The 13,177-nt window shown below is 60.4% G+C and carries 9 protein-coding genes; 7 read left to right on the top strand and 2 right to left on the bottom strand.

Going from position 1 to position 13,177, the window contains the following annotated elements; genetic code table 11:
- The first annotated feature begins 7 nt into the window (after window positions 1–7).
- From ACA041_RS14445 to ACA041_RS14465, 5 genes are all read left to right on the top strand, one after another.
- Window positions 8–268, top strand: coding sequence for a YeaC family protein (locus ACA041_RS14445; RefSeq protein WP_497441725.1), 261 nt, complete (start codon window positions 8–10; stop codon window positions 266–268).
- A complete protein-coding gene (locus ACA041_RS14450; protein ID WP_497441726.1) occupies window positions 265–1,095 on the top strand; it encodes a DUF2797 domain-containing protein in 831 nt (276 codons plus the stop codon). The genes ACA041_RS14445 and ACA041_RS14450 overlap by 4 nt, the downstream gene beginning before the upstream one ends.
- A gap of 10 nt (window positions 1,096–1,105) precedes the next feature.
- A complete protein-coding gene (gene pepN, locus ACA041_RS14455; protein ID WP_497441727.1) occupies window positions 1,106–3,763 on the top strand; it encodes an aminopeptidase N in 2,658 nt (885 codons plus the stop codon).
- 477 nt (window positions 3,764–4,240) lie between these two features.
- Window positions 4,241–5,314 (top strand): WD40/YVTN/BNR-like repeat-containing protein, encoded by a 1,074-nt coding sequence (locus ACA041_RS14460; RefSeq protein WP_497441728.1) that lies wholly within the window; start codon window positions 4,241–4,243, stop codon window positions 5,312–5,314.
- 28 nt (window positions 5,315–5,342) lie between these two features.
- Entirely contained in the window at window positions 5,343–7,727 is a 2,385-nt protein-coding gene (locus ACA041_RS14465) for an efflux RND transporter permease subunit (protein ID WP_497441729.1), read from the top strand.
- 115 nt (window positions 7,728–7,842) lie between these two features.
- Here the strand turns inward: ACA041_RS14465 and ACA041_RS14470 are convergent, their stop codons facing one another.
- Both ACA041_RS14470 and ACA041_RS14475 read right to left on the bottom strand, forming a co-directional pair.
- Window positions 7,843–8,562, bottom strand: coding sequence for a FadR/GntR family transcriptional regulator (locus tag ACA041_RS14470; RefSeq protein WP_497441730.1), 720 nt, complete (start codon window positions 8,560–8,562; stop codon window positions 7,843–7,845).
- A gap of 217 nt (window positions 8,563–8,779) precedes the next feature.
- Window positions 8,780–10,516 carry an IlvD/Edd family dehydratase gene (locus ACA041_RS14475; protein WP_497441731.1) on the bottom strand — a complete coding sequence of 579 codons (1,737 nt, stop codon included), beginning with the start codon at window positions 10,514–10,516 and terminating at the stop codon, window positions 8,780–8,782.
- Window positions 10,517–10,710: 194 nt separating this feature from the next.
- Here ACA041_RS14475 and ACA041_RS14480 point away from each other — a divergent pair, with 194 nt between their 5' ends.
- Window positions 10,711–12,033, top strand: a complete 1,323-nt coding sequence (locus ACA041_RS14480) for an MFS transporter (RefSeq protein WP_497441732.1) — start codon at window positions 10,711–10,713, stop codon at window positions 12,031–12,033.
- A 151-nt stretch (window positions 12,034–12,184) separates the two neighbouring features.
- Window positions 12,185–13,177, top strand: a complete 993-nt coding sequence (gene araD1, locus ACA041_RS14485) for an AraD1 family protein (protein ID WP_497441733.1) — start codon at window positions 12,185–12,187, stop codon at window positions 13,175–13,177.

Consider the following 13,177-nt stretch of genomic DNA (forward strand, 5'->3'; position numbering starts at 1 on the left):
GACCTAGATGTCCTCTTTTAATGAAATGATCAACAACATCACCCCCGATATCTACCAGAGCCTGAAACTGGCGGTGGAAATCGGCAAATGGTCCGACGGTGGCAAACTCACCGCCGAACAACGGGAACTGTCGCTGCAAGCGATGATCGCCTGGGAAATCCAGAACCTGCCCGAGGACCAGCGCACTGGTTACATGGGCGTGCAGGAATGTGGTTCGAAGTCGATCACCGTTCCCAATATCCTGTTCAAGTCGGATGCCGTCCATTGATCGAGATTGGCCGCGGTGCAATCAGCAAAATGTCGGCGCGCCTTGACGGGCCGAACGTGCAATACGCGTTTCGTCTGGATGACGTCGAGGTCCCGGTCAATCCATTGATCGGCACCACGGTGCGCCTGGAATACCTGGGGGCGATCTTTTGCACCCATTGTGGACGCAAGACCAAAACCAGCTTCAGCCAGGGTTACTGCTACCCGTGCATGACCAAACTGGCGCAGTGCGACCTGTGCATCATGAGCCCGGAGCGTTGCCACTATGACGCCGGCACCTGCCGGGAGCCGGCGTGGGGCGAGCAGTTCTGCATGACCGATCACGTCGTGTACCTGTCCAACTCGTCGGGGGTCAAGGTCGGTATTACCCGTGCCACCCAGCTGCCGACTCGCTGGATCGATCAGGGCGCCAGTCAGGCTCTGCCGATCATGCGCGTCGCGACCCGTCAGCAGTCGGGTTTCGTCGAGGACCTGTTTCGCAGCCAGGTGGCGGACAAGACCAATTGGCGTGCTTTACTCAAGGGCGATGCGATTGCGGTAGACCTGGCTCAGGTTCGCGATCAGCTGTTTGAAAGCTGCGCCGAAGGGTTGCAAGGTCTGCAGGAACGATTCGGCCTGCAGGCGATCCAGACCATTGCCGATGTCGAACCGCTGGAGATCCGTTTTCCGGTCGAGCAGTACCCGACCAAGATCGTCAGCTTCAACCTGGACAAGAACCCGATTGCCGAAGGCACGCTGCTGGGGATCAAGGGCCAGTACCTGATCTTCGACACCGGCGTGATCAATATTCGTAAGTACACGGCTTATCAGCTCGCCGTGCATCAGTAAGGACTCCAGCATGCGCACCGAACAACCGAAGATGATCTACCTGAAGGACTATCAGGCCCCCGAGTACCTGATCGACGAGACGCACCTGACCTTCGAGTTGTTCGAGGACCACAGCCTGGTCCATGCGCAACTGGTGATGCGCCGCAACCCTGAACGCGGCCCCGGCCTGCCGCCGCTGGTGCTGGACGGCCAGCAACTGGAACTGTTGTCGGTGACGTTGGCCGATCGCGAGCTGAGCATTGCCGACTACCAACTGACGGAAAATCACCTGACCCTGCAGCCGACCAGCACCACCTTCACGGTCGACACCAGCGTCAGGATCCACCCGGAAACCAACACCGCGCTGGAAGGCCTGTACAAATCCGGCACGATGTTCTGCACCCAGTGCGAGGCCGAAGGCTTCCGCAAGATCACCTACTACCTCGACCGCCCGGACGTGATGAGCACGTTCACTACCACTGTGGTCGCCGAACAGCACAGCTATCCGGTGCTGCTGTCCAACGGCAACCCGATTGCCTCGGGTCCCGGCGAAGACGGCCGGCACTGGGCGACCTGGGAAGACCCGTTCAAGAAACCGGCGTACCTGTTCGCGCTGGTGGCCGGTGACCTGTGGTGCGTCGAAGACACCTTCACCACCATGACCGAGCGTTCCGTGGCGCTGCGCATCTACGTCGAGCCGGAAAACATCGACAAGTGCCAGCACGCCATGAACAGCCTGAAGAAGTCCATGCGCTGGGACGAAGAAGTCTATGGTCGCGAGTACGACCTGGATATATTCATGATCGTCGCCGTGAACGACTTCAACATGGGCGCCATGGAGAACAAGGGCCTCAATATCTTCAACTCCAGCGCCGTGCTGGCGAAGGCCGAAACCGCCACCGACGCCGCGCACCAGCGGGTCGAAGCGATCGTCGCCCATGAATATTTCCACAACTGGTCAGGCAACCGCGTGACCTGCCGCGACTGGTTCCAGCTGTCGCTCAAGGAAGGCTTCACCGTGTTCCGCGACTCGGGCTTCTCCGCCGACATGAACTCGGCGACGGTCAAGCGCATCCAGGACGTGGCGTACCTGCGCACCCACCAGTTCGCCGAAGACGCCGGTCCCATGGCCCACGCCGTGCGCCCGGACAGTTTCATCGAGATCTCCAACTTCTATACCCTGACCGTGTATGAAAAGGGCTCGGAAGTGGTCGGCATGATCCACACCTTGCTTGGCGCCGCAGGCTTCCGCAAAGGCAGCGACCTGTACTTCGAGCGTCACGATGGCCAGGCGGTGACCTGCGACGATTTCATCAAGGCCATGGAAGACGCCAATGGTGTCGACCTGACCCAGTTCAAGCGCTGGTACAGCCAGGCGGGTACTCCACGGTTGGCGGTGAGTGAGTCCTATGATGCCGCGGCCAGGACCTACAGCTTGACCTTCCGCCAGAGCTGCCCGGCGACCCCGGACAAGGTTGAAAAACTGCCGTTCGTGATCCCGGTCGAATTGGGCCTGCTGGACAGCAAGGGCGGGGAGATAGCCTTGCGTCTTACTGGTGAAGCCGCCGCTCAAGGCACTTCGCGGGTGGTTTCGGTGACCGAAGCCGAACAGACCTTCACCTTTGTCGACATCGCTGAAAAACCACTGCCTTCATTGCTGCGCGGCTTCTCGGCGCCGGTGAAGCTGAGCTTCCCGTACGACCGCGACCAGCTTATGTTTTTGATGCAGCACGACAGCGACGGCTTCAACCGCTGGGATGCCGGTCAGCAATTGTCGGTGCAAGTGCTGCAAGAGCTGATTGCCGATCATCAGAAAGGCGAGAAACTGGTCCTCGACCAGCGCTTGATTTCTGCCTTGCGCACGGTGCTGTCGGACGAGACGCTGGACCAGGCCATGGTCGCCGAAATGCTCTCGCTGCCGGGCGAAGCCTATCTGACCGAAATCAGTGAAGTGGCTGACGTTGACGCCATCCACATCGCTCGCGAGTTTGCTCGTAAACAGTTGGCTGAAGGTCTGTTCGAAGCCCTGTGGCTGCGTTATCAGGCCAACCGCGATCTTTCGAAGCAGACCCCCTATGTGGCCGAGGCCGAGCACTTCGCTCGTCGCGCGCTGCAGAACATTGCGCTGTCGTACCTGATGTTGAGTGGCAAGCCGGAAGTATTGGCGGCGACGCTCGAGCAGTTCGAGACCAGCGACAACATGACCGAGCGCCTGACGGCGTTGGCGGTGCTGGTGAATTCGCCATTCGAGGAGCAGAAGGCTACGGCCCTGGCGAGTTTTGCCGAGCACTTCAAGGACAATCCGCTGGTCATGGATCAATGGTTCAGCGTGCAGGCCGGCAGCACCTTGCCGGGTGGTCTGGAGCGGGTTCGTCAGTTGATGCAGCATCCTGCGTTCAACATCAAGAACCCGAACAAGGTGCGGGCGCTGGTCGGCGCGTTTGCCGGGCAGAACCTGGTCAACTTCCATGCGGCGGACGGTTCCGGGTATCGGTTCCTGACGGATCTGGTGATCGAGCTGGACGGGTTCAACCCACAGATCGCTTCCCGGCAACTGGCGCCGCTGACTCGCTGGCGCAAATATGACGATGCGCGCCAGGCGTTGATGAAGGGTGAACTGGAGCGCATTCGTGCTTCGGGTCAGCTGTCCAGCGATGTGTTTGAAGTGGTCAGCAAGAGCCTGGCGTAGGAACTGCGGTGCGGCGATCCGACTTGCCGGCGAAGGCGCCCTGACAGGCAACCTGTCTCTTGCGGATGTATCCGAAACCATTGTGGGAGCGAGACCGGCTTGCCGGCGAAAGCGGTCTGTCAGTCAACATTCCTTTTGAATGTGCTGCCGCCTTCGCCGGCAAGCCGGTCTCGCTCCCACAAGGTTGATAGGTCGGACACAAAACTTGTGATCACTTGCGATAGGGCACCCCGGCAAACCCGATCACCCCACCTGATACCCCATCATTCATCCTCCCCCCATACCCCCCAGGTTAACAAAACATAACGTGGCGTCGATTGTCAGACCTTTCCAAACCCCGATAGGATAAGCCAGCTTCCGAAGGGGCTCTAGATTGCGCATTTCAGGACTATGCTCCAGAACAGGCAATTGCAAGGAGCACCCCTTATGGCGCCCAGAAAGGTTGAACGACCTAACAATAATAATGGGGGAAGGTCTATGAGTGAGCCTGTCATGGGTGTGGGTATCTGCCGCCCGCCGGCATTACGCAAATTCGCGTTGCTGGCTACAGCGCTCTCGCTGTTGGGCTGTGCCGCGCTGTCGGCACCTGCGCTGGCCGCTGCGGCGCCGGCGTCCGATGTGGTTTATTCCGTAGAATCGGCCAAGGCCAGCAAAAGCCTGATGCTCGACGTCGTGCACGCAGGCTCTCGCCTGGTGGCAGTCGGTGATCGCGGGCATATCCTGTATTCCGATGACCAGGGCGCGACCTGGGTCCAGGCCAAGGTGCCGACCCGGCAATTGCTGACGTCGGTATTTTTCGTCGATGACCGCCACGGCTGGGCTGTCGGCCATGACGCACAGATCCTCGCCAGCGAGGACGGCGGCGTCAGTTGGACCAAACAATTTGAAGACCTCACACGTGAATCGCCGCTGCTCGATGTCTGGTTCCAGGACGTCAACAGCGGCTTTGCCGTGGGCGCTTACGGCGCATTGATGGCAACCACCGACGGTGGCAAACACTGGGAAGATGTCGGCGATCGCCTCGATAACGAAGACCAGTACCACCTCAATGGTATTGCGTCAGTCAAGGATGCCGGACTGTTCATCGTCGGCGAGCAGGGCAGCATGTTCCGCTCCGCCGATGGGGGGCAGACCTGGGAGAAGCTTGAAGGGCCTTATGAAGGCTCGCTGTTCGGCGTGATCGGCACGGCTCAGGCCAACACGCTGCTGGCCTATGGACTGCGGGGCAATCTGTTTCGCTCCACCGATTTCGGCAGCACCTGGGAGCCGGTCGAGTTGCAAGCCGCCCGTGGCACCCTGGAGTTTGGTCTGTCTGGCGCAACGTTGCTCGACGACGGTTCCATCGTGATCGTCGGCAATGGCGGTTCGGTGATTCGCAGCAACGACAACGGCGAAACCTTCAGCGTGTTCAATCGCCCCGACCGCATCTCCGTTTCGGCAGTCACTGCGGCGGGTAACGGCAATCTGATTCTGGCAGGACAGGGCGGCGTTCGCCTCACCTCGCCAACCGGCGCCGGCGCAGAGAATGGAAAAAACGGGTCGTCCAAATGAGCCGGGCACATAATAAGAAGGCGGGTCTATGACATCCTTGAGCAGTCATCATCAAGACAAGGCGACGTTTCTCGAACGCCTGATCTTCAACAACCGCCCGGCAGTGATCGTCATCTGCCTGCTGGTGAGTATTTTCCTGTTCTGGCAGGCGACGCTGATCCGGCCGTCCACCAGTTTCGAAAAAATGATCCCGCTCGATCATCCGTTCATTCAAAAGATGATGGAACACCGCAACGATCTGGCGAACCTGGGCAACACCGTGCGGATTTCGGTTGAAGCCACCGATGGCGATATTTTCTCCAAGGAGTACATGGAGACCCTGCGCCAGATCAACGACGAGGTGTTCTACATTTCCGGCGTCGACCGCTCCGGGCTGAAGTCGCTGTGGAGTCCGAGCGTGCGCTGGACCGAGGTGACGGAGGAGGGCTTCGCCGGTGGTGAAGTGATCCCGCAGAGCTACAACGGCTCCCAGCAAAGCCTCGACCTGCTGCGCAACAACGTGCTCAAGTCCGGTCAGGTCGGGCGTCTGGTGGCCAACGACTTCAAGTCGAGCATCGTCGACATCCCGCTGCTGGAGTCCTACCCGGACCCGCAGGACCAGGGCACGTTGCTGGCGCTGGACTACCGCAAGTTCTCCCATGAACTTGAAGAAAAGATTCGCGACAAGTTCGAAGCCCAGAACCCCAACGTACAGATCCACATCGTCGGTTTCGCCAAGAAGGTCGGCGACCTGATCGATGGCCTGGTCATGGTGGTGATGTTCTTCGGCGTGGCCTTCGTCATCACCCTGATCCTGCTCTACTGGTTCACTAACTGCATGCGCAGCACCGTGGCGGTATTGAGTACCACGCTGGTGGCGGTGATCTGGCAACTGGGGTTGATGCACTTTTTCGGCTTCGGGCTGGATCCGTACTCGATGCTGGTGCCATTCCTGATCTTCGCCATCGGTATTTCCCACGGCGTGCAGAAGATCAACGGGATCGCCTTGCAGTCCAGCGAGGCGGACAACGCACTGACGGCCGCGCGGCGCACCTTCCGCCAGCTGTTCCTGCCGGGCATGATCGCAATCCTCGCCGATGCGGTGGGTTTCATCACGCTGCTGATCATCGATATCGGGGTGATTCGTGAACTGGCGATCGGCGCGTCCATCGGCGTGGCGGTGATCGTGTTCACCAACCTGATCCTGTTGCCGGTGGCCATTTCCTACGTTGGCATCAGCAAACGCGCGGTCGAACGCAGCAAGAAAGACGCACACCGCGAACACCCGTTCTGGCGCCTGTTGTCGAATTTCGCCAGCCCGAAAGTCGCACCGGTCTCCATCGCACTGGCGCTGATCGCCTTCGGCGGCGGCCTCTGGTACAGCCAGAACCTGAAGATCGGCGACCTCGACCAGGGCGCGCCGGAGCTGCGTCCGGACTCGCGCTACAACCAGGACAACAACTTCATCATCAGCAACTACTCCACCAGTTCCGACGTGCTGGTGGTGATGGTCAAGACCAAATCCGAAGGCTGCTCGCGCTATGAAGCCATGGCGCCGATCGACGAGCTGATGTGGAAGATGCAGAACACCGAGGGCGTGCAGTCGGCGATCTCGCTGGTGACCGTGTCCAAGCAGATGATCAAGGGCATGAACGAGGGCAACCTGAAATGGGAAACCCTGTCGCGCAACCCGGACGTGCTGAACAACTCCATCGCCCGGGCCGACGGCCTGTACAACAACAGCTGCTCACTGGCGCCGGTGCTGGTGTTCCTCAACGACCACAAGGCGGAAACACTGGATCGCGCGGTGCATGCGGTGCAGGAATTCGCCAAGGAGAACAACAAGGACGGCCTGGAATTCATCCTCGCAGCGGGTAACGCCGGGATCGAGGCGGCCACCAACGAGGTGATCAAGGAGTCCGAGCTGACCATCCTGATCCTGGTCTATATCTGCGTCGCAACCATGTGCATGATCACCTTCCGTTCCTGGGCGGCGACCTTGTGCATCGTGCTGCCGCTGGTTCTGACCTCGGTTCTGGGTAACGCGCTGATGGCGTTCATGGGCATCGGCGTGAAAGTCGCGACCCTGCCGGTCGTGGCGCTCGGGGTGGGGATTGGCGTGGACTACGGGATCTACATCTACAGCCGCCTCGAAAGCTTCCTGCGTGCCGGTCTGCCACTGCAAGAGGCGTACTACCAGACGCTGAAGTCCACCGGTAAAGCCGTGCTGTTCACCGGTCTGTGCCTGGCGATCGGCGTGTGCACCTGGATCTTCTCGGCGATCAAGTTCCAGGCCGACATGGGCCTGATGCTGACCTTCATGTTGCTCTGGAACATGTTTGGTGCACTGTGGCTGCTGCCGGCACTGGCGCGGTTTTTGATAAAGCCGGAGAAACTGGCGGGGCAGAAGGGCAATTCGTTGTTTGCTCACTGATCGGTAGCTGAAAATGAAAAGCCGCAACCAGGGTTGCGGCTTTTTTATATCTGTGGATTGACGCTGGGCCCTGTGGGAGCGAGCAAGCCTGCTCCCACATTTTGATCCGAGGTGATCAGGAGGGGACGGTGCCTAACACCACATTCAGCGCACTACGCGCATCATCCAGTTGCACCAGCGTTGCATGCCGCGCACCCAGCGCATCACGATTCTCGATCGCCGTGAGGATCGCCTTGTGCCGCGGCAGCGCCAGCTCATGCAGATTCGGTCGCTGGTTGGAGTGCTTCAACGCTTCGGCGATCGCTACCGAGAGCATGTTGCACAGGTTCGCCAGTAAATCGTTGTGCGTGGCATCGGCGATTCGGCTGTGGAAGTCCAGGTCCGGTTGCAACAAGGCTTCGGGAGTCGGTGCGGTTTCCATGCGTTGGTAGGCCTCGCCGATGGCGGCGATGTCTTCGTCCGTGGCGTGCTGCGCAGCGAGGGCGGCGGCGGCCGGTTCGATAATGCTGCGCACGCTGGTCAGCAGATCGAAGAATTGATTCTGCGGGCTGCTTTGCATCAACCAGTGCAGCACGTCCGGATCGAGCATGTGCCATTCCTTGCGCTGTTTGACCACGGTGCCGACCCGCGGGCGGGAATACACCAGGCCCTTGGCGACCAGCACCCGGGTGGCTTCGCGCAGCACCGGCCGACTGACCGCGTACTCTTCGCACAACAGGGCTTCGGCGGGCAGTTTGTCGTCCGGTTTGAAGCGTCCCGAGACGATCTGCATGCCCAGTTCCTGGACGATGCGCGAGTGCATGCTTTTGCGGTCGGAGGGTTTGCGGTAATCCATGGGGAGCGGCGCGATCCTGAGCGATGGAGGTGCGGCGCATGATAACAGGCGCGGCGGATGATGGTCGCTTGCGCGAGTCTTGAAAACGATGGGTATCAAATGTGGGAGCGAGCTTGCTCCGGGCGGCGTTCCGACGATAGCGGGGTGTCAGTCAACAGAAGTGTTGAATGTGAATCCGCAATCGCGAGCAGGCTCGCTCCCACAGGGAGTGGTGGGGTTAGTGGGAGTGGCGGGGGACTTCGGACCCGCGGCAACCGACCAGGAAGTCGAAATCGCAGCCCTGATCCGCCTGCAGCACATGGTCGATGTACAGCTGACGATAACCGCCCACGATCAGTTGCTGCGGTGGTTGCAGATCCGCCATGCGCGCCGCCAGTTCGGCATCCGGGATGTCCAGGTGCAGACGGCCGTTGGCGCAATCGAGCTCGATCCAGTCGCCTTCCTTCACTGTCGCCAAAGGCCCGCCAGCCGCTGCTTCCGGTGCCACATGCAAGACCACCGTACCGTACGCGGTGCCGCTCATGCGCGCGTCGGAAATGCGCACCATGTCGGTCACGCCCTGGGCCAGCAGCTTGGCCGGCAAGCCCATGTTGCCGACTTCAGCCATGCCCGGATAACCCTTGGGTCCGCAGTTTTTCATCACCAGGATCGAATTGGCATCGACGTCCAGTTCCGGATCGTTGATCCGCGCCTTGTACATGTCGAAGTTCTCGAACACCACCGCACGACCGCGGTGCTGCATCAGTTCGGCACTGGCGGCGGACGGCTTGAGCACGGCACCGAGAGGGGCCAGGTTGCCGCGTAATACGCAGATGCCGCCGTCGGCGCGGATCGGGTTATCGAGGGTGCGGATCACTTCGTCCTGGCCATAGATCGGCGCGTCTTTGGTGTTTTCGCCAATCGACTTGCCGTTGACGGTCAAGGCGTCGGGGTTCGGGATCAGATTGGCTTCGCCGAGGCGACGCAGCACCGCAGGCAAGCCGCCGGCGTAGTAGAACTCTTCCATCAGGAAGCGTCCGGACGGTTGCAGGTCGACGATGGTCGGCATGCCGCGACCGATGCGGGTCCAGTCGTCCAGGTCCAGTTCCACACCGATGCGCCCGGCGATGGCTTTCAAGTGGATCACCGCGTTGGTCGAACCACCGATGGCGGCGTTGACGCGGATGGCGTTTTCAAACGCTTCTTTGGTGAGGATTTTCGACAGACGCAAATCTTCGCGGACCATTTCCACCGCGCGCATGCCGGACATGTGCGCCAACACATAGCGACGCGCATCGACGGCTGGAATGGCCGCGTTGTGGGGCAGGGAAGTGCCGAGGGCTTCGGCCATGCAGGCCATGGTCGAGGCCGTGCCCATGGTGTTGCAGGTACCGGCCGAGCGCGACATGCCGCCCTCGGCTGCAAGGAAATCGTCAATGGTGATAGTGCCGGCTTTCACTTGCTCGCTGAGCTGCCAGACCACCGTGCCCGAGCCGATGTCCTGGCCCTTGTGCTTGCCGTTGAGCATCGGCCCGCCGGTGACGACGATCGCCGGCACGTCGCAACTGGCCGCGCCCATCAGCAGTGCCGGGGTGGTTTTGTCGCAACCGGTCAGCAGTACGACACCATCGATCGGGTTGCCGCGAATCGCTTCCTCGACGTCCATGCTCGCCAGGTTGCGGGTGAGCATGGCGGTCGGGCGCAGGTTCGATTCGCCGTTGGAGAACACCGGAAATTCCACCGGAAAACCCCCGGCCTCAATCACGCCGCGTTTGACGTGCTCCGCGATCTGGCGGAAATGCGCGTTGCAGGGGGTCAGTTCCGACCAGGTGTTGCAGATGCCGATGATCGGCTTGCCATGGAACTGGTGGTCGGCGATGCCCTGATTCTTCATCCAGCTGCGGTACATGAAGCCGTTCTTGTCGGCGGTGCCAAACCATTGGGCGGAGCGCAGGGTGGGTTTCTTATCAGACATGATCGATTCTCTTATTGTATGACTATATTGTTCGAGCTGATGCCTAACATAAGCGCAAATTGCTGTGTTTGGAAGTGTTGTTGGTTAAATAGTATTACTATATAGTCGCTTTCAACTGAGGGATTGGCCCTGGCGGTTTTCCGCGAGAGGCATCCCCCGAGTTTCTATAACAACAACAATCGGAGACCGATCTCATGAGCCAGGAACTGCGGCTTATTCGTCGCATCACACTGAAACTGATTCCCTTCCTGATCTTGCTGTACCTGATCGCCTATGTGGATCGCTCCGCCGTAGGCTTCGCCAAGCTGCACATGGGTGCCGATATCGGCATCGGTGACGCCGCCTACGGCCTGGGTGCCGGGCTGTTCTTCATTGGTTACTTCCTGCTGGAAATCCCCAGCAACCTGATGCTGGAACGCTTCGGCGCGCGACGCTGGTTCGCGCGGATCATGGTCACCTGGGGTGCCATCACCATCGGCATGGCCTTCGTCCAGGGCCCGCACAGCTTCTATGTGATGCGCTTTCTGCTCGGTGCCGCCGAAGCCGGGTTCTTCCCGGGCGTGCTCTACTACATCACCCAGTGGTTCCCGGTGCGCCATCGCGGCAAAATCCTCGGGCTGTTCATCCTTTCCCAGCCTATCGCCATGCTGATCACCGGTCCGGTATCCGGGGGCCTACTGGGCATGGACGGGATCCTCGGCTTGCACGGCTGGCAGTGGCTGTTCATCGTCATCGGCACCCCAGCAATCCTGTTGACCTGGCCGGTGCTGCGCTGGCTGCCCGATGGCCCCAAGCAAGTGAAATGGATGGATCAGGCCGAGAAGGACTGGCTGACCGGCGAGCTGAAAAAGGATCTTGAGGAATACGGCCAGACCCGCCACGGCAATCCGCTGCATGCGCTCAAGGACAAACGCGTGTTGCTGCTGGCGCTGTTTTACCTGCCGGTAACCCTGAGCATCTATGGCCTGGGTTTGTGGCTGCCGACCTTGATCAAGCAATTCGGCGGGACCGATCTGGTGACCGGCTTCGTATCATCGGTGCCCTACATCTTCGGGATCATCGGTTTGCTGATCATTCCGCGCAGTTCCGATCGCCTGAACGACCGTTATGGCCACCTGGCCGTGCTTTACGTACTGGGCGCCATCGGTCTGTTCTTCAGCGCCTGGCTGACAGTGCCGGTGCTGCAATTGGCCGCGCTGTGCCTGGTGGCGTTCGCGCTGTTTTCCTGCACCGCGGTGTTCTGGACCTTGCCGGGTCGTTTCTTTGCCGGCGCCAGTGCGGCGGCCGGGATCGCCTTGATCAACTCGGTGGGCAACCTGGGTGGCTACATCGGGCCGTTCGTGATCGGTGCGCTGAAGGAATACACCGGCAATCTGGCTTCGGGCTTGTACTTTCTGTCCGGTGTGATGGTGTTCGGGCTGCTCCTGACTGGCGTGGTTTATCGCGTGCTGGAGCGCAAGCATGTGTTGCCGGCGGACCAGTTTGCGGCCAGTGCGCGGGTTGCAAGCCGTACTTGAGACATCACATAGATCCCCTGTGGGAGCGAGCTTGCTCGCGATGACGGAGTGTCAGTCTCCATCAATGTTGAAAGATAGACCGCTATCGCGAGCAAGCTCGCTCCCACTGGGGGCCAGCGTCGGATTTGAGATTTGAATACAGGAGAAAACCATGCGTTTGGTTCAGTTCGAATTGAGTAACGGTGAGCGCCGGGTCGGCGTGGTCGAGGATGGTCTGGTGCGTGAGGTACAGGACGCGCGCACGGTGCGTGATCTGGCGTTGGCGGCGATCGAGGCCGGCGTCAATCTTGAGCAGCAGGTGAGCACCCTGGGCCTGGGCATCGGCCACGACTATGCCGAGCTGCTGGCCACGCTGCGCATCCTGCCGCCGCTGGATCACCCGGACCCGGCGCACATGCTGGTCAGCGGCACCGGTCTGACCCACCTGGGCAGCGCTTCGGCGCGGGACAAGATGCATCAGCAGGCTGGCGACGAAGCCGCGATGACCGACACCATGCGTATCTTCAAGTGGGGCGTGGAGGATGGTAAACCCGCGGCGGGGCAGGCCGGTGTGCAACCGGAATGGTTCTACAAGGGTGACGGCAGCATTGTCGTGCGTCCGGGCCAGCCGTTCCCGCTGCCGCCCTTTGCCGAAGACGCCGGGGAAGAACCTGAACTCAGTGGCCTGTATGTCATCGGCCACGACGGCAAACCCTGGCGCCTCGGGTTTGCCGTGGGCAACGAGTTCTCCGATCACGTGATGGAGCGCAAGAACTATCTGTACCTGGCCCATTCGAAATTGCGCAGTTGCAGTTACGGGCCGGAACTTCGGGTCGGAGAACTACCCCAACACCTGGCAGGCACCAGCCGCATTCTGCGCGACGGCGAGGTGCTGTGGCAGAACGAGTTTCTCAGTGGCGAAGCCAACATGTGCCACAGCCTCGAGAACCTTGAGTACCACCATTTCAAATACAGCCAGTTCCTGCGTCCGGGGGATGTGCACATTCACTTCTTCGGCACCGCGACTCTGTCTTTCGCCGACGGCATCCGCACCCGGCCGGGTGATGTGTTCGAGATCAGCCAGGCCGAGTTCGGCGCGCCGTTGATCAACGGCATCGAAACCGTCGAAGCGGCGTTCGAACCCGGCACCGTCGGCAGTCTTTAA

The sequence above is a fragment of the Pseudomonas sp. LBUM1676 genome (genome assembly GCF_059695605.1).

Excerpts from the sequence above, each read along its gene's own strand:
- ACA041_RS14460 (WP_497441728.1), top strand. The coding sequence starts at position 4,241 with ATGAGTGAGCCTGTCATGGGTGTGGGTATCTGCCGCCCGCCGGCATTA.
- araD1 (WP_497441733.1), top strand. The coding sequence starts at position 12,185 with ATGCGTTTGGTTCAGTTCGAATTGAGTAACGGTGAGCGCCGGGTCGGC.
- ACA041_RS14470 (WP_497441730.1), bottom strand. The coding sequence starts at position 8,562 with ATGGATTACCGCAAACCCTCCGACCGCAAAAGCATGCACTCGCGCATC.
- ACA041_RS14465 (WP_497441729.1), top strand. The coding sequence starts at position 5,343 with ATGACATCCTTGAGCAGTCATCATCAAGACAAGGCGACGTTTCTCGAA.
- ACA041_RS14475 (WP_497441731.1), bottom strand. The coding sequence starts at position 10,516 with ATGTCTGATAAGAAACCCACCCTGCGCTCCGCCCAATGGTTTGGCACC.
- ACA041_RS14480 (WP_497441732.1), top strand. The coding sequence starts at position 10,711 with ATGAGCCAGGAACTGCGGCTTATTCGTCGCATCACACTGAAACTGATT.
- pepN (WP_497441727.1), top strand. The coding sequence starts at position 1,106 with ATGCGCACCGAACAACCGAAGATGATCTACCTGAAGGACTATCAGGCC.
- ACA041_RS14445 (WP_497441725.1), top strand. The coding sequence starts at position 8 with ATGTCCTCTTTTAATGAAATGATCAACAACATCACCCCCGATATCTAC.